17 protein-coding genes are annotated in these 17,754 nt (G+C 44.9%); 7 read left to right on the top strand and 10 right to left on the bottom strand.

What is annotated here, in order from left to right:
• Positions 1-107: 107 nt before the first annotated feature.
• The 8 genes from ABIO93_RS16480 to ABIO93_RS16445 form a co-directional block, all read right to left on the bottom strand.
• Positions 108-2,648 carry an ATP-dependent Clp protease ATP-binding subunit gene (locus ABIO93_RS16480; protein ID WP_348069571.1) on the bottom strand — a complete coding sequence of 847 codons (2,541 nt, stop codon included), beginning with the start codon at positions 2,646-2,648 and terminating at the stop codon, positions 108-110.
• Between the two features lie 66 nt (positions 2,649-2,714).
• Complete coding sequence (locus ABIO93_RS16475; protein ID WP_348069569.1) at positions 2,715-3,374, bottom strand: WbqC family protein; 660 nt, start codon at positions 3,372-3,374, stop codon at positions 2,715-2,717.
• A gap of 104 nt (positions 3,375-3,478) precedes the next feature.
• Complete coding sequence (locus tag ABIO93_RS16470; RefSeq protein WP_348069567.1) at positions 3,479-4,105, bottom strand: L-threonylcarbamoyladenylate synthase; 627 nt, start codon at positions 4,103-4,105, stop codon at positions 3,479-3,481.
• Between the two features lie 31 nt (positions 4,106-4,136).
• Positions 4,137-5,162 carry a glycosyltransferase gene (locus ABIO93_RS16465; protein ID WP_348069565.1) on the bottom strand — a complete coding sequence of 342 codons (1,026 nt, stop codon included), beginning with the start codon at positions 5,160-5,162 and terminating at the stop codon, positions 4,137-4,139.
• A gap of 87 nt (positions 5,163-5,249) precedes the next feature.
• Entirely contained in the window at positions 5,250-6,173 is a 924-nt protein-coding gene (locus tag ABIO93_RS16460; RefSeq protein WP_348069563.1) for a YihY/virulence factor BrkB family protein, read from the bottom strand.
• A gap of 16 nt (positions 6,174-6,189) precedes the next feature.
• Positions 6,190-6,609, bottom strand: coding sequence for a thioesterase family protein (locus ABIO93_RS16455; RefSeq protein ID WP_348069561.1), 420 nt, complete (start codon positions 6,607-6,609; stop codon positions 6,190-6,192).
• Between the two features lie 2 nt (positions 6,610-6,611).
• Positions 6,612-7,649: an endolytic transglycosylase MltG gene (mltG, locus tag ABIO93_RS16450; RefSeq protein WP_348069559.1), complete on the bottom strand. Its 1,038-nt coding sequence runs from the start codon at positions 7,647-7,649 to the stop codon at positions 6,612-6,614.
• Positions 7,650-7,708: 59 nt separating this feature from the next.
• A complete protein-coding gene (locus ABIO93_RS16445; RefSeq protein ID WP_348069741.1) occupies positions 7,709-8,788 on the bottom strand; it encodes an Ldh family oxidoreductase in 1,080 nt (359 codons plus the stop codon).
• Between the two features lie 230 nt (positions 8,789-9,018).
• Between ABIO93_RS16445 and ABIO93_RS16440 the strand changes: the two genes are divergently transcribed.
• The 6 genes from ABIO93_RS16440 to ABIO93_RS16415 all read left to right on the top strand — a co-directional run bounded on the left by ABIO93_RS16440 (position 9,019) and on the right by ABIO93_RS16415 (position 15,580).
• Positions 9,019-9,648, top strand: a complete 630-nt coding sequence (locus ABIO93_RS16440) for a DUF502 domain-containing protein (protein ID WP_348069557.1) — start codon at positions 9,019-9,021, stop codon at positions 9,646-9,648.
• An 82-nt stretch (positions 9,649-9,730) separates the two neighbouring features.
• On the top strand, positions 9,731-10,345 hold the full coding sequence (locus ABIO93_RS16435; protein WP_348069555.1) for a hypothetical protein: 615 nt from the start codon (positions 9,731-9,733) through the stop codon (positions 10,343-10,345).
• Between the two features lie 30 nt (positions 10,346-10,375).
• Positions 10,376-11,611, top strand: coding sequence for a 3-phosphoshikimate 1-carboxyvinyltransferase (locus ABIO93_RS16430; RefSeq protein WP_348069553.1), 1,236 nt, complete (start codon positions 10,376-10,378; stop codon positions 11,609-11,611).
• A 12-nt stretch (positions 11,612-11,623) separates the two neighbouring features.
• Positions 11,624-13,216: an FMN-binding glutamate synthase family protein gene (locus ABIO93_RS16425; protein ID WP_348069552.1), complete on the top strand. Its 1,593-nt coding sequence runs from the start codon at positions 11,624-11,626 to the stop codon at positions 13,214-13,216.
• Between the two features lie 16 nt (positions 13,217-13,232).
• The gene (locus ABIO93_RS16420; protein ID WP_348069550.1) at positions 13,233-13,919 is read left to right on the top strand and encodes a hypothetical protein; all 687 of its coding nucleotides are present in this window, start codon (positions 13,233-13,235) and stop codon (positions 13,917-13,919) included.
• A complete protein-coding gene (locus tag ABIO93_RS16415; RefSeq protein WP_348069548.1) occupies positions 13,916-15,580 on the top strand; it encodes a S8 family peptidase in 1,665 nt (554 codons plus the stop codon). Before ABIO93_RS16420 ends, ABIO93_RS16415 begins: the two co-directional genes overlap by 4 nt.
• Here the strand turns inward: ABIO93_RS16415 and ABIO93_RS16410 are convergent.
• Positions 15,567-16,106, bottom strand: a complete 540-nt coding sequence (locus tag ABIO93_RS16410) for an NUDIX hydrolase (protein WP_348069546.1) — start codon at positions 16,104-16,106, stop codon at positions 15,567-15,569. The two genes, ABIO93_RS16415 and ABIO93_RS16410, sit on opposite strands and share 14 nt — an antisense overlap.
• A gap of 74 nt (positions 16,107-16,180) precedes the next feature.
• Between ABIO93_RS16410 and ABIO93_RS16405 the strand changes: the two genes are divergently transcribed.
• Positions 16,181-17,092 carry a DUF2911 domain-containing protein gene (locus ABIO93_RS16405; protein ID WP_348069544.1) on the top strand — a complete coding sequence of 304 codons (912 nt, stop codon included), beginning with the start codon at positions 16,181-16,183 and terminating at the stop codon, positions 17,090-17,092.
• A gap of 50 nt (positions 17,093-17,142) precedes the next feature.
• Here the strand turns inward: ABIO93_RS16405 and ABIO93_RS16400 are convergent, their stop codons facing one another.
• Positions 17,143-17,751 (bottom strand): trimeric intracellular cation channel family protein, encoded by a 609-nt coding sequence (locus ABIO93_RS16400; RefSeq protein WP_348069542.1) that lies wholly within the window; start codon positions 17,749-17,751, stop codon positions 17,143-17,145.
• Positions 17,752-17,754: the final 3 nt, after the last annotated feature.

Below are 17,754 nucleotides of genomic sequence, written 5' to 3'. Positions count from 1 at the left end.
TATTTAGTAAAAAGTGTATTCATTTCTTGCCAACGAATGTTAACAAAAAAGAGGCAGATCAAATGACCCGCCTCTTCAAGCATTGCTACCTTTAAAAGATTAGCCTATTAATTGGCCAATTCTTCTTCTTTTTTACGAACACTGATCACCAATTGTTCACTGTTCTCTTCATGATTCGCAACGAGGACATCGCCTTCACGCAAATCACCTTTTAGTATTTCCTCAGCTACGGGATCTTCCAGGTATTTCTGGATCGCCCGGTTTAATGGACGAGCTCCGTATTGTGGATCGTATCCTTTTTCAGAAAGGAAATCTTTCGCAGGTACGGTCAATTCTATTTCGTATCCTAATCCTTTCACACGGTTGAACAGCTTACCGAGGGATATATCGATGATTCTGTGCAAATCTTCACGTTGTAGCGAGTTGAACACAATCACGTCATCCAAACGGTTCAGGAATTCAGGAGAGAATGCTTTACGAAGCGCACTTTGAATGGTGCCTTTCATAATATCGTCCTGATTTTCATTTTTCGCTTTGGTAGAGAAACCGATCCCAGATCCGAAATCTTTCAAATCACGTGCACCAATGTTAGATGTCATGATGATGATCGTATTTCTGAAATCGACCCTGCGACCTAAGCCGTCCGTCAGGATACCGTCGTCCAAAACCTGCAACAGGATATTGAAAACATCCGGGTGCGCTTTTTCGATTTCATCCAAAAGCACCACGCTGTATGGTTTACGACGAATTTTTTCAGTCAACTGACCACCTTCTTCGTAACCGACATATCCCGGAGGGGCTCCTACCAAACGAGATACGCTGAATTTCTCCATGTACTCGCTCATATCGATCCGAACCAATGAATCCTCTTTATCAAACAGATAAGTAGATAACACCTTAGCAAGTTCCGTTTTACCTACACCGGTTGGTCCAAGGAATATGAATGAGCCAATTGGTTTTTTAGGATCTTTCAGCCCAACCCTGGTCCGCTGAATGGCTTTGGTCAACTTCTCGATAGGCGGATCCTGACCGATTACCTTCGCTTTCAGCTCGTCGGCCATGTTCAGCAATTTCTTGCCTTCGTCCATGGACACGTTGGTAACGGGTATCCCCGTCATCATCGCAACTACCTCAGCAACATTATGTTCAGTAACGGTGTAACGTTTTTGCTTAGTTTCTTCTTCCCACGCCAGTTTAGCACGGTCAAGCTGATCGATCAATTTCTTCTCACGATCTCTCAGCTGCGCTGCTTCTTCGTATTTCTGGCTTTTTACAACCCTGTTCTTTTCCTGCTTGATATTCTCGATTTGTTCCTCCAAAACCAGAATGTCTTCAGGAACAGTAATGTTGCTGATGTGAACCCTCGCTCCTACCTCATCCAATACGTCGATCGCTTTATCGGGAAGGAAACGATCTGTAATGTAACGTTCAGACAATTTCACCGCGGTACTAATTGACTCGGCAGTATAGTTTACATGGTGATGCTCTTCATATTTATCCTTGATGTTTTCAAGAATCTGAATGGTTTCTTCAATGGAAGTTGCATCCACCATTACCATTTGGAAACGACGTGCTAATGCTCCGTCCTTCTCGATGTACTGGCGATATTCGTCCAATGTAGTAGCACCGATACATTGAATCTCTCCGCGAGACAATGCTGGTTTAAACATGTTGGAAGCATCCAGTGATCCGGAAGCCCCACCGGCGCCTACGATCGTATGAAGCTCGTCTATGAATAAAATGACGTCGGGAGATTTTTCCAGCTCGTTCATCACGGCTTTCATTCTCTCTTCAAACTGTCCACGGTATTTTGTTCCGGCAACTAATGAAGCTAAGTCTAGTGTTACGACACGCTTTCCAAAAAGAACGCGGGACACTTTTTTCTGCACGATTCTCAGGGCAAGGCCTTCTGCGATAGCAGTTTTACCAACACCTGGCTCACCGATCAAAATAGGATTGTTTTTCTTACGACGGCTAAGGATCTGGGCAACACGCTCAATTTCTTTTTCACGTCCTACGATTGGGTCAAGCTTGCCGACCTCGGCCATTTTGGTCAAATCCCGGCCAAAATTATCCAATACTGGCGTGCGAGACTTCTCAGCGCCTTTTGATTCTTTTCCTGATGCGGAGCCACTTCCCCCTCCAAACATGCCACCTCTTGCTTCATCATCTCCGTCTTCGGTCTCCGGTCCCATATGGGGTCTGGATCCTGATGATTGATATTCTAACATTTCTTTGATGACTTCGTAGTTAACATTAAATTTATGAAGTATCTGGGTGCCAACATTGTCTTCATCCCGCAATATGGAAAGGAGCAAATGCTCAGTACCGATAAGGGTACTTTTGAATATTTTTGCTTCCAGATAAGTAATTTTCAAAACTTTTTCCGACTGCCTGGTCAGCGGTATATTTTGTAAATTTTTAACATTATTGGTGGCGGCACCTTTGGTAGCCTGTTCGATCGTCTGACGAACATCGTCCAGGGATACGCCTAGTTTTTTAAGTAAGCCAATCGCCACTCCATCACCCTCACGGATCATTCCAAGTAACAAGTGTTCCGCACCAATGTAATCATGTCCGAGACGGAGGGCCTCTTCCCGGCTCATCGAGATTACTTCTTTCACTCTATTCGAAAATTTTGCTTCCATTGTGTAGCAATAAAAAGTGTTTTAAAATTCTAAACGCTACTTGATCCTTGTTTGTTCAAAATAGCTCTATTGAGACTTACAGGATCTTGACAAAACACTCTTTGCTTCGGGCCCCATATTAAAAAGTAAATCGACAATACTTAGGTTACTCACAAAATCATTCCCGAAGGTCTGGTAATAAGGTACTGACTGGTAATATTTATTAGAATTCTGGCTTTTCTTGTTGTTAATAAGCGACATATCATTTACAACGTCAATTTTGCCTTCCAACTCACCTGACAAATTGTACCTTAAATCTTTCTTTATACCTACCAATCTAAGACAAATTGTCAATAATTCATAATTCAGATCTACCAGATAAGGTAATTTCTTTTCGTATATCCGGATGAATTCGGGTGCATAAAATTCGTAGAACGGAGATTTTCCGTAGGCGGATTTCAAACAACCCAAGTGACGCCTCGTCCAATCCTGGTTGTAATCAATCAATATGTCTTTTGTGGGGCTGGCTGCGTCGTATCCTTTTACAGGTACCGTTAATGTGTCAATCTTATTCGCAGTAAGCACGCTGCACCGGTTTCTATAAGTCTGCTTCACATACCGCTCATCCACATCAATATAAATCCGGCCGTACTGCAATAAACATGTAAAATACTCCAAACAGGGCATATACTGCAATTCAATCCTTACTTCACCGGACTGACCATTAATATTCACTAATTCTGGCACTATCAAATATGGTAAAGCCTTATGATATTATCAAAAAATTTATAATAATTATTTTCTGTGGTCAGCATTGTTCAAAACCAACTTAGATCATTACAATTTTCGTCTCATAAAAAAACGCTAATGTCACCTAACCCTTCCCTGATTATTTCAAAATTATCTGTGTCGGCCTTCACAATCGTTGAGGCAACATTACCACCGAACCCACCGTCGATGACCATGTCGACCTGATGCTGAAATTTCTCATAAATAAGCTCAGGATCAGTCGAATACTCGACAATTTCGTCATCATCCCTGATCGACGTAGTAACGATAGGATTACCTAATTCTTTTACGATCAACCGAGGAATAAGGTTGCCTGGCACACGGATACCTACTGTCTTTTTATTGGTGTTAAGCAGTTTGGGCACATTGCTTGTTGCTTCCAAAATAAAAGTATAGGGACCTGGCAAAACTCTCTTCATGATCTTGAATGCAGCGTTACCTACTCTCGCATAATCAGAAATGTGGCTCAGGTCGTAGCAAATGAAGGAAAAGTCATTTTTTTGAGGCTTAATTCCTTTTATCCGGGCTATTTTTTCAACAGCTCGCGAATTGTAAATGTCGCAGCCCAAGCCATAAACCGTGTCAGTAGGATAAATCACCAAACCACCGTTTTTCAGACAATCAACTACCTGACGAATTCTTCTCTCATCAGGGTTTTGCGGGTAAATTTTAATGAACTCAGCGGGCATAGGAACTAAATAACTTTTTGAAATAACAATTCTAAAAGCTAAATCCTTCCTGAGTTAACGCTTTTTTTAAATTTTTGATGTAAAACCGGTAAGCAAAATTCAGCGGAAGATGCAGCCTGCACATAAAAACGATCACCTCTGTCTGCCATCCGGGGTTCTCGATATAGTTCAGCAATCTGCGAAAACGGATCGCCAGCTCGAACTCCTGGGCATACAGACATTTCCTGATAAATGTACGGATTCGCGCTGCTAAAAGATCAAATTCCTGCTGGTCACGATTGAGATCGTACGCCTTGTTGCAGACGGCATAATAAGAAGCCAGTATACCGCTGCCTTTTTGATAAACTTTGGTGGAGAGTGAAGAAGGATGGATTCTTTTTTGGGTAAGAATCTCATCGAGGTAATAGTATTTGAAGAGAACAGAAGAACGGATCCAGAAATCGAAATCCTCGAACATTAAACTTTCATCGTAGCCACCCATTTGATTAAGGGCCGCTGTCCTCATCATCATAGTGGGCGTACAAATGAAATATTTTTCCAGGATATTTTTGTAAACATCCCCCGAAGGAACTGGAATAAGTGTTTTTTCACGCGCATCCACCGCGTAGTGATTGTGGAGCCGAGAACCTTTTTGATCAATGTAGATTGCATTTGAGAATACCACAGCAAATTCGTCCGGTAGTTTTTCAAAAGTCTCAACCTGCTTTTCGATCCGGTCGGCCATCATGATATCGTCTCCGGAGAGGTCGATCATGTATTTGCCGTTGGCAATGCTAAGCCCTTGATTAAACGCCTTGCACAAACCGTCATTAGTCTTGTTTCGGATGATCTGAAACGCAGGAGCTGATGCTTTAAAACGTTCAATAACCGCTAGCGTACGATCGGTGCTGGCATTGTCGACAACAATGAGCTGAATGTAGGGATATGTCTGATAAAATACTGAAGTGAGTGTTTCCTCTATGTATTTTTCCTGATTATAAGTGGTCAGGATCACGGTAACCAATGGCTTTTCCAATGCTTTCATTTCAACACGCAGTAATGCGAATTCCAATCTCACGAAGGCGTTTGTTATTATTTATACGCCTCAAAGCACAAAGCTAGGAACAATAAAATGAAGTTACTGAGATAGTTATTTAGCGGCAAGTTACCCCTTAGCTACTTTCTTGATCCTGGTTGCAGCGATAATGCTGGCATTGATTTCGAAGCCAAGTATGATTACAAAAGCGAGCAGATAAAGCCAGATCATGAGGGCGATCATCGTACCAATGGATCCGTAAAGCTTGTTGTATGAGCTGAATCTTGACAAATAAAATGAAAATCCGTACGTCGCTGCAAGTATTAAAACAGAGGCGACCATGGAACCAGCATTAACAAAAGCAAGCTGCCGACCATGAGACGGCGCAAATCGGTAAATGATTGAAATGGTCAGCATTAATGACCCGAAACTGACTACATAGCGGGTAATATTCAGCAGGTTAATCAGCCAATTGTCCTTGAAAATGTGCCAGTCGTTGACCAGGTTCATGACGGCGTCCCCCACGATCAGAAGAATAACTGAAAGAAAAAGGACAACTAGCAGGAGCAATGTCAGTAAAATCGCAATGCCGCGGATTTTTAGAAATCCACGTGTTTCCTGATCCTCATAAACCATGTCAAAAGAGCGCATCAACGACATCATTCCGTTGGTAGAAGCGATCATCGCAAATATAAAACCGAGGGACAATACGCCTTTCCGTGGTCTGCTTACAATATCAATGATCGTTTGATCGGCATCGTCATAAATTCCTCTAGGAATATTCTCCCGCAGCAACTCCATGATCTGCATATCCAGATGCTCGATCGGGATGTAGGGAATGAGCGTAAAAAGGAAGATAATGGCTGGAAATAATGCCAATGTAAGACTGTAAGCCACCGCCGATGCCCGCTGATCGATATCATATTTCCGGTTACTTTTTACCAGATTGACCAGAACATCATACAGGGAAACTGTCCCTTTGAGCAGCATCGTTTGCTGTAGCCAAATGATAAGTCGCTTGATATGGCGGTTTTTCAACAGTTTTTCAAGCATAGTGTGTCCTGTTGGGTTACTCCTTGATTTCAAAATACGGTTTCAGCTTGTTAAGCAATTTTTCCGGCGCCACACACAACTTCCCATTGTCGCGACGCTGAAAAACCAATGTCGTTTCGCCGGTATTCAGCAGCACGTCGTTCTGGTTACGGATCTCGTAATGAAAAACGACTCTTATACCTGGCATTTCATGCAACGTTACTCGGATGCTTAGTTCATCATCATACCGGGCAGGTTTCAGGTACCGCGACCTATTTTCGTAAACGGGCATCATGACTCCCTCGTCCTCCATCACTTTGTAATGAAAATCGAGACTCCGCAATGCCTCAACCCTACCTATTTCGTAGTACCGGGCATAATTTCCGTAATACACGTATCCCATTTGGTCAGTATCTGCATATCGCACCCTAACCCCCTTCACTTCGTAGCTAAACATGATTATTTCATGATTTTACGCCGGTTCAACTCTGCCTGGTACAAACGGGCATTGGCGAGGTGATCGGTATAGTTTGTGGCAAAAGCGTGGTAACCCGAAAAGTCCGCTTTGGCACACATATAAATGTAATCGTGCTTGTCGTAGTTGAGTACCGCATCCAGCGAATTGAAGTCAGCTACACGGATCGGGCCAGGAGGCAGGCCGGTATTGATATAAGTATTGTACGGAGATTTGGTTAGAAGATGCCCGTTCAATATCCGTTTGATTGCAAAGTCCTGCAAAGCAAATTTAATCGTAGGATCAGCCTGCAAAGGCATTTGCGCATTCAAACGATTGATATACAGTCCTGCTACTCTCGCACGCTCGTCCACTTTCTTGGCCTGCTCTTCTTCGACGATCGATGCGAGAATGGATACCTGGACCGGCGTCAGTCCGATCGCTTTCGCTTTGGCCACCTTTTCGTCACTCCAGTACTTTTTATATTCACTATGCATCCGGTCGAGGAATTTCTCGGTACCAGTAGTCCAGAAAATGTCGTAAGTGTTCGGCAGGAACATGGAGACGATCGTGAGTGTGTCCAAACCGTACTTGCTACACACTTCAGGGCTGTCCAATGCTTTTCTGAAATTCTCCTCGCCAAACTCAAAACGGCTTCCAATGCGCTTGATCAGATCCTCTTTCAGTCTGATATTATTGAATGTCAGTTTTACAGCATCCTGATCGCCCGATATCAACTTTTTGAGCGCCGCATAATTATTGGTTTTAGGCTTGATCACATACCGCCCGGGTTTTACTTTTTCAGTGTATTTCAAAAATTTGGCCAAAAACTGAAAGGAAATATGATCATTGATCACATCGTGTTTATTCAACGTGTCCAAAACCGTTTTATAAGTTGCACCTTCCGGTATCAGCAGTACAAAACTGCTCTCAGTATCAGCTTGGAGATTAGGCGTTTTGAAGATCTGCCAGAAATAAAATGAGAATGTTGTTGTCAGAATTGCGATGGTAACGAACAACCCTACTTTGAAATTACGCGACATATTTTTTGGCTTTTAGCTGTTAGCGATTAGCTTTTAGCTTCTTATTTTGATTGTTTTCCTTAAATATTCTTCTCAAATGGTATGCTAAAGCGTGCTGCAAGTTCAGCAAGAGATAGAACGACAGGTTCTAGCAAAGTAATTCCACTTACACTTCTTTCAGCCTCCATTTCGCGCTCAGGATCGCCAGGGATGATCACTTTCTGTCCTTCCACAGCCCGTGCTCCTCTGAATGCACGGATCCATTTATCCATATCGTTCTTAAATTCTTCCGCAGGCCGGAAGCCGTCCACGCGCATGGCACCCAGGAAATGGCCGGTACCCAAGCCAACACCTTGCTGGGCTGTCATGAACCCTGCGGTAGCAAATGGCGGTACCCACGGGCCAAAGTTAGCACCCGAAAGCACTCCTGAAAAAATATCCACAATTGCACCCAGCCCATAACCTTTGTGGCTTCCATGCTCGCGGTCCGATCCCAGCGGCAATAGTCCTCCCCCACTTTTCACGGCATTGGCATCCGTAGTAGGGTTACCTTCGGCATCCTGCGCCCAACCGAGCGGAGCGGGCAAGCCTTTACGCTGCAAGATTTCAAATTTACCATAAGCGACTGCCGTTGACGCAAAATCAGCTACAAAAGCCGGCTCTTCATTCGCCGGAACAGCAACTGCTATCGGATTGGTACCCAATAATTTATCCAAAGAAAAAGTCGGCGTTACCAGCGGAGCTGCATTAGTCATCGTCCAGCCGATCATATCTTTTTCCAACGCCAGCATCGCATGATAACCCGCAATGCCAAAGTGGTTGGAATTGCGCACAGACACCCAGCCAGAACCCACTTTTTCAGCTTTCTCCATCGCAATTTCCATTGCTCTGGGCGCTACTACCAGCCCGAGCCCACGGTCACCATCCACCACAGCCGTACTAGGCGTTTCATACACAACCTTTACCTCCGGATTAGGATTAAGCCTCCCGTGATCGTATAAACGTACATAACCAGCCAAACGGGCGATCCCGTGCGAATCAACTCCCCGCAAATCAGCGCTTACTAGTACTTCCGAAGCCAGCCGGGCCTCTTCGGGTGAACATCCTATCGCAAGAAAAACCGCTTCGGTAAAATGTTTTAAATAACTGGCCTGATACATATACGTTAAATGAATGAACTTCTTTTTATTTTTACCGGGCATTGTAAAAGTGAGGCTTTTAAAACCCGGATTTTTGCAAATATCCTAATTCAATTGGCATCGTCCAATAATTCACCAGGATGATCTGAATTTTAACACCGGCCTTGTGCGCAGTCCGGCCATTCATTACCCGCAAAATAAAAAGCAACCGTTCTGCAAATCAGCCTGCCACATCACAGGCGACCTATTCAATGGAAATAAAAAACTTCTTCTTTAAAAGGATTATCAATTACTTCATCCGGGGACTTGTGCTGGTGGCTCCGCTCTATGCCACAGCGCTCATCATCTGGACCGGCGTTGAGTTTCTGGACAACATTATCCCGATCGACATTCCCATTTCTAACGAGCAGTCCGTGTATTTGCCAGGACTCGGCGTGCTGATCATTATATTCGGGATTGTTCTGCTTGGCTTTTTATTTTCGACCATTGTTCCGCAGTCTTTCTTCAAATTCACGGAAAGAATCATGCGGAGGCTTCCGCTGGTAAGCCTGATTTACTACTCTATTAAAGACCTGATCCTCGCTTTTGTCGGCGATAAAAAGAAATTCAATCAGCCTGTACTGGTGACGATGTACAAGGACACTGACATTAAAAAGATCGGTTTTATTACACAAACTGACCTGAGTCATCTCAAAATTGCGGATCATGTCGCGGTTTATATGCCACTCTCTTACTCCTTGTCAGGTGAATTGTTTATCGTGCCAACTGAACACGTAACACTGCTTGATGCGAAGTCGACAGACGTGATGAAAATGCTGGTGTCTGGTGGTGTTTCCGTCAAAGTTTCAAAAGAAGAAACCCCTGAGGAGGAGGAAATTTAATGCTTTTTTAAGAAGCAACATTGCAACACTTTTGCCCGTTTAAAAGAATGATTCCCTATATTTGAACCATTCTTTTTAATATATGAGACAACTACTTCCAATTGTCCTTTTGCTCCTGCTAGGGAATTCGCAGGCCTGGTCTCAGGATCATTATGACCCCAAAAAAGCCCTTACCAGCGAAGAACTTTTTCTAAAACAAGGCAATACCAACCGAGTTATAGCCACGCCAGGCCAGAAATACCTGGTACTTGACGCCTCTCCTGTCATCGGAGGTTTTCATCGTTACCGCTTTTTCCCGGGAGATAATATTAAGTTCAGGATGCATAATGAAACGATCCGCTTTAATGAGACGGTCGCCAGTGTGACCGACTCTTCTTTCAGTATTGCGGTGATCAACGAGGCTATCGGGCGAATGGATTATCAGGAGATTTTGCTAAAAGATGTGCGGTTGATGAAGGTTTCGAAACGTATTCCTTTCATTTCACAATTAGCGCCGATTTTACCGCTGGCCGGACTAATATACATTGGCGCCGACTTTTTTAACAAGGGTGTTGATAATAAAAGATATACCACCGACACTTCTTCCCTGGTAGTAGGCGGCGCTCTCATGGCAGCCGGTTATGTTTGCTATAAGCTTACCTTTTCTTCGCTAAAAATCAATGGCAGGAATAAGTTAAAGGTGCTTGAAACCTATTGAAATCTTAGTTTTAATTCTGAATTTTTAAAAGTGAAATCCATTCTCGTCAATCCCCCAAAGCAACCTATAAAGGCCGTCATCCAACTAGCAGCTTCCAAAAGTGAATGTAACCGTGCTTTGATCATTAATGCCCTTACCGGTTTTAAATCTGAGCTTTCCAACATTTCGGAAGCACGCGACTCGCAGACCATGCAGCGTTTGCTCGGCTCCGGCGATCACATTGCGGACGTGATTGATGCAGGAACCACTATGCGATTTCTGACTGCGTATTTTGCTGTTACCAATCAGTCCAAAACCATGACCGGAACGCCCCGCATGTGCGAGCGCCCGATAGGGATCCTTGTGGATGCATTGCGCGTACTGGGTGCAGACATTACATACGAAAAAGAACAGGGTTACCCACCATTGAAGCTGAACGGGTTTAATTATTCAGGTACCAATGAAATTACAATGCGCGGTGACGTCAGCAGCCAATACATTTCTGCATTGCTATTGATCGCTCCCGAATTACCTGGCGGGATTAACATTAAACTGGAAGGTGAAGTAGGTTCAAAGCCTTATATCGAAATGACATTGAACCAGATGGCGTACTTCGGTATCGACTACAAAGCTGACTGGGAGACCAATACCATACATGTACCACCTCTGAAATACCAGCCTAAGCCCTACGCCATTGAATCCGACTGGTCGGGTGCGAGCTACTGGTATAGCATTGTTGCATTGGCCGAAGAAGCTGAGGTAGAATTGTTGGGTTTGAAAAAAGACTCATTGCAAGGCGACAGTGCCATTGTGGATATCATGAGGCATCTGGGTGTGGAAAGTGTATTCACCGATGGTGGCGTATTATTAACCAAAATCCCCGCCGCTCCGTCTATTGGCTGGGATTTCACCGACTGTCCTGACCTTGCACAAACCGTAGCAGTTTGCTGCGCCGTGAAAAATATCCGTCTTTCCATGACAGGTGTTGAAAGTTTGAAAATTAAAGAGACTGATCGGATTTTTGCTTTGCAGGAAGAACTTAAAAAACTGGGTGCAGGGCTTAAAGAAATTGAAAAGGACCATTTATACGAGGTTTCGGTCAATAAAGATGCCGTATTGACAACGCCTCCGTCCATTCATACCTATGACGATCACCGGATGGCGATGGCCTTCGCACCGGCGGGTATGGTGAGCCCTATCATCATTGAAGAGCCTGGGGTAGTCGTAAAATCTTATCCGGGGTACTGGAAAGACCTTGCAAAAGTTACATCCTGGGAAGAAATGTAAGCCGCTGACTTTATGGAGAATGTGTTGTCGTTTTTAGCATCTGTGCCAGTTTGGGTTTATATCATCCTCGTGTTAGCGTTTATTGCGCTCCGGGACATTTTGCAACGGAAGCATACGATTCAGCACAACTTTCCGCTCGTCGGGCATTTCCGGTACATGATCGAAAAGATCGGCCCCGAAATTCGTCAGTACATTGTTGCTAATAACCGCGAAGAACTTCCTTTCAATCGTCGGCAGCGTTCGTGGATTTATGCTTCTTCCAAAAAAGAAAACAATTACCAGGGATTTGGTACGGACCAAAATATGCAGGAGCCCGGCTATGTGCTGATCAAACCTGCAATGCTGCCGTTCAGGCTGGATTCTACACATAATCATCACGTCAGAAACGGTAATGATCCGCATCATTACACCATTCCTTCGGCCAAAGTCATAGGCTTATACCATCACCGCAGGCGACCTTACCGTCCACGTTCTGTTGTGAATGTGAGCGCAATGAGTTTCGGTTCGCTATCTTCCCGTGCCATTGAATCGCTGAACAAAGGTTCCTACCAGTTTGGCAACTATCATAATACCGGCGAAGGCGGATTGTCGCCTTACCACAAGTTCGGCGCGGACGTCGTTTTCAATATGGGAACTTCCTATTTCGGCGTGCGCGATCCGGAGGGAAACTTCATGATGGAGAAGCTGGTGAAAATGACGCAGAACAATCCAAGCGTGAGGATGATCGAACTGAAACTTTCCCAGGGAGCCAAGCCCGGAAAAGGTGGCGTATTGCCAGCCAGTAAAATCACCGCCGAAATCGCAGAGATACGCCAGGTACCCATGGGCGTGGACATTGTATCGCCGCCCTACCATAGCGCATTCTCAGATGTACGCGGCATGATCGATTTCATTGAACAAATGGCCGAAACTACCGGACTGCCGATCGGCATAAAATCAGCAGTAGGTAAAACGGATATGTGGGAAGAGTTGGCTGACTTAATGGTCGAAACCGGCAAAGGCCCTGATTTTATCACCATCGATGGTGGTGAAGGTGGTACCGGGGCTGCACCGCCTTCATTTGCAGACCACGTATCGCTGCCATTGGTGTTTGCATTCAGTACCGTTTACAAGATTTTTCAAAAAAGAAATCTCAACGACAAGATCACATTCATCGCGTCAGGAAAACTAGGATTGCCAGCACAGGCGGTCATGGCGTTTTCAATGGGTGCAGATATTATCAATGTTGCGAGGGAAGCCATGATGTCTATTGGCTGCATTCAGGCGCAGTCGTGTCACACCAATCGCTGCCCTACTGGTATCGCTACGAATAATAAATGGCTGGAAGCGGGCATTGATCCGGCTCTTAAAAGCGAGCGTTTCAGTAATTATATGACTACCATGGCCAAGGAAATCATTGAAATTACGCATGCCTGCGGTTATGAACATCCTTGTCAGTTTGGCATGAATGATGTTGATATTTCCAGGGGAGACAATAACAGTACCATTCCGCTGGCTGATAATTACGGTTACCTGAAAACGATCGTACCTTACCCGGGCATTAATAAACTACTGGAATGCCCGCATTTGGGTGGCCGGAAAATACCCGGCGAAAAAGTTGCCTAACACACTATGAAAACACATGCTATCGAAAAAACACACCCTATGCCTCTTTGTACATTTCATCATTACTTCCTGCTCCGGCCCTGACCAACCCGTTAACAGATCAGGAAACGATTATTTCCCGCTCGAATCAGGCCAGCAACTGGAATTTAATATAGAAAAAACCAGGTTCGCAACCGACGGACAGGTTAGTTCGAAGCACTATTACATTCGCCAGAGAACAGGTAAATCCTTCGGTCAAGCCAATGGACAGCCCACATTTCCCCTATCCTACGATCATCAGGAACCCGATCAACGCTGGTACCCGGACTCTGCGTCGGTAACATGGCAAACAATTTCTCAGACATTTGCACAGGAAACTGGCCAGCCTGTCATTAAAATAACATCTCCTGTTTATGACGGAATGTCCTGGGACGTCAATGCGTATAACCAGGCAGGCAAGCGCCTTTGTAAGGTAAAAGACTTTGGAAAACCCTATCGGTGTGGCGCATTGTATTTCCCGAATACCGTCACCATCGTCAGGCAAGATGATTCCACACTTTTGTCCAAAAATAAGTATATAGAAATATATGCGCAGAACGTTGGTCTCATACTGCGGGAGCGGATCAACTTACAATATTGCTATACACCTGACTGCCTTGGAAAAGGAGTTATCAATTCGGGGTCGAGGGAAACGATTATCATTCAAAAATTCGAAAAACAATGATCAGATCTTTATTATACTTCATCATCTTCACGTTGGCGGCGCAACCTTTTTGTCTGGCCCAAAGCAATCCCAGATACCTCGTTTTATATAAGGACAAAGCCAATTCGCCATTTTCCATTGATAAGCCGACTGCTTTTCTATCCGAACGTTCGGTAACCCGGAGAACCCGCCAGAACATTTCAGTCAAAACGCAGGATCTTCCCGTCAATCCTGACTATATAGCAGCTGTAAAGCAAACCGGGGCGAAGATCATTTACTCCTCCCGCTGGTTCAATGGTACATTAGTAGAAGCCTCGGCGGAACAGCTTGCAGCTATCAAAAAACTCGCTTTCTACAAAGGTATAGAACTGAATTTGCCAGTCGCTAATCTTACTTCCAAAACGCCCGGTATAGAGCGCGTCGCTGCTGTTAGGGAAAAAATCGAGGCTACCGAGGATCTTAACTATGGCAACATGAATGCACAACTGGCACTTATGGAGGTACCGGAACTGCATAAAAAGGGATTTCATGGCGAGAATATGCTCATTGCCGTGCTGGATAATGGGTTCAGCAATGGCAATGCAGTACCGTTCCTGAAACATTTAAAAGATGAAAACAGGATCATCGACACGCATGATTTTGTTGCACGCGACGGTGAAGTTTATGGCGACGGCTCCCATGGTTTGTCCGTGCTATCCACCATTGCGGCAAACCAGCCTGGTGTCATGATAGGAGCGGCATTTAAAGCCTCTTTTGCGCTATATCGGACTGAAAATGACCTGGCAGAGTCTCCCTATGAGGAAATAACCTGGCTGCTGGCCGCAGAACGCGCCGACAGCCTGGGTGTGGATATCATTAATTCTTCATTGGGTTACACCACTTTTGAGGAAGAATTCGATACTGATGCTTACAATCATACTTATGCAGATATGGACGGCAAAACCACAATTGTGAGCCGTGCAGCACGTTTTGCAACCCGTACCGGAATATTGGTCACCAATTCGGCTGGTAATGACGGGAACAAAAGCTGGCATTTCATCGGCGCTCCGGCCGACGTTGACTCCGTATTCACAATCGGTGCCAGCAACTACGACCGCTCCTACGCATCATTGAGTTCAGTGGGACCTAATGCAGCTGGCGTTCAAAAACCCGATGTGGCAGCGGTGGGTGCCGGTACCATTGTCGGGAATAATTCCGGCAGTGTTTCCGCAGGAAGCGGCACTTCTTTTTCCTCCCCGCTCATTGCCGGTTTGTCCGCAATATTATGGCAGGCGCATCCAGAGCTGACAGCTCAGCAGATCATTTATGTATTGAAAAAATCAGGGAGCCAGGCTTCCGCACCTGATAATCTACTCGGGTACGGCGTACCGAGCGCGACCAAAGCAGAAGAAATCATTGCCACAGAATTCACACCCCTAGGTACTGAAAATGAACTGTTAAAATCAATCGTCCTGGCGCCTAACCCTGTTCAAAGTGAGGTTATATTGACTATTCCTTCCACATTAATAGGTAAAAATGCGGAACTGACTTTGCTCGGTGCCAATGGAAAAACGTTGAATGCATCACAGTCGAGGCTGACCGGCAACCACAAGATATCGACCGGTGATATTCCGTCGGGCTTGTACCTGATCAACATTAAAGTCGCCAGCCAGGAAAGGACATTGAAATTTATAAAGCGCTGACCTTCCGTACCATTCGCATGATCGATTCAGAATCGTGCAGATTTTGTACTTCGGTTAAAGGTATCCATTTTACATCTTTGGACTCGCTGTTCATCGTGATCGACTGATCACTTCCGGCAGCGAATACAAAGCGAATATCGTAGTGGTAGTGCTCGGGGATTTCTTTTCGCTCGGGGATCAAATGTACGTCCACATCGTAGATACCGGCTTTCAACAATTGTAAATCTTCTACACCTGTCTCTTCGAAAACCTCTTTCCTTGCCACTTGTTCCACTTCCGGATCACCGTCACAATGTCCGCCCGGCTGAAACCATTTATCAAGCTTACTATGGTGCATCAGCAAAACTGCACTTTTGTCGGATGACAGCACCCAGCCCGACGCGGTAATGTGGCCTTTCAGCAAACTCCTTTCGAAACAATCCGGGTTTTCTTTTACAAAATTGATGGTATCCTGCCACATTTCTTTCTCGTTACCGGTTTCGGGCTGATAGGAGTTGAGCAGGGAAAGCAAACTGTTTCTTTTCATGTAGGCTATGTAATTTTTTCATTCTAATTTCACCACAAGTTTAATACTTCAAGAAATAAACCACCTTATTCAAAATGAAAAAGTATCTGTTATCTGTTTCCATCGCCGCATTGCTGGTAACCCAATCCATGGGCCAGCGCACGCCGCAAGCTAGTCCGGGCGCTGGGGTTATGCAGACTATTGGTGTCACTGATTTTACAGTCAAATATTCCCGGCCATTCATCAAAGGACGTAAAGTCTTTGCCGACAGCTCAACATTAGCTCCTTACAACAAGATCTGGCGCACCGGTGCCAATGCGGCAACGACATTCGAGGCAAGTACCGAGTTTTCATTCGGCGGCAGAAAAGTACCAGCTGGTAAGTATGCATTATTCAGCATTCCTTCAGGCGCTGCGTGGACTGTGATATTGAATAAAAATTATGAGCAGGGAGCAGAGGGCTACAAAGAATCCGACGATTTGGCCAAGATTATGGTAGTACCCACTTCAAATCAGTTCAACGAAGCATTCAAGATCGAAATTGAGCCGGTGACTGATAGCACTGCCTACCTGAACATCGCATGGTCGTCTGTCAATATCCCCGTTCCCTTGGCGGTTAGTACGGAAAGCCTGACAATGAATGCATTGAACAAAGCGGTTGCAGAAAAACCGGAAGACGTGGCTGTTTTACAAAGCACTGCGGGTTATTTGTTGTCCAAAGGCAAGGATTTGCAGGTAGCATTAAGCCTGGCTGACAAAGCGATCGGATTGAAAGAGTCATTCTCAAATTTGTGGATCAAAGCACAGATACTTAGCAAACTAGGCAAAGTAAATGAAGCGATTCCAGTTGCCCAAAAGGCATTAACGGTCGGTGCGACCTCGGGAGACGGCGCATTTGCATCTTTTTACAAAGGTCAAATCGAAAAAGGATTGGCGGATATGAAATCCAAAGCGACGCCCGTGAAAGAAGTTGTGTCGACAGTAAAAGGCAAGAAGAAAAAGAAATAATCGTTTGCCGGACCGGGATGATGCAATGTTACATCCCGGACGGCATTTTTTTACCTAAAAAATCTGGGAACGCTCCATCCGTTGCGGACGGCCAGGATCCTGATGACGATGATGACGAGCGATGCAGAAATAAAAGCGACATTACGCCCTGCTCCCAATTTGTCCAACAATAAATAACTGCATGCTCCTGCAAAACATGCCGTTGCATACACTTCCTTGCGGTAAATGATGGGGATTTCATTCGTCATCACATCGCGGATCACCCCGCCCATTGTAGCAGTAAAAACACCCATAATCACTGCTATTTCAGGTCTGACACCCAAATGCAATGCCTTTTCGGTTCCTACGATCGTAAAAAGCGCGATACCGAAAGTGTCGAAAAGGAATAATGTCTTGCGAAGGCGTAACAGGTATTTATAAAAAACGAATGTGACCAAAATGCCAGCCATAATGGCATACATGATGGTAATGTCGCTGATCCAGACTAATGGGTAACTGTCGAGCAAAATATCCCTCAATGTACCACCGCCAATTGAAGAGATGAATGCGGTAAAACTGGCACCAAACCAATCCTGATGCTTTTGATCTTTCACGGCAAGCGCGCCGGAAATCGCAAAAGCAAAGGTTCCAATGATCTCTAAAATGTACTGAATGCTCATTCG

It is taken from the genome of Dyadobacter sp., assembly GCF_039919315.1.
Classification (GTDB): Bacteria; Bacteroidota; Bacteroidia; order Cytophagales; family Spirosomataceae; genus Dyadobacter.
Note: the sequence above shows the minus strand (reverse complement) of the source record. Positions and strands in the feature narration are given on the sequence as shown.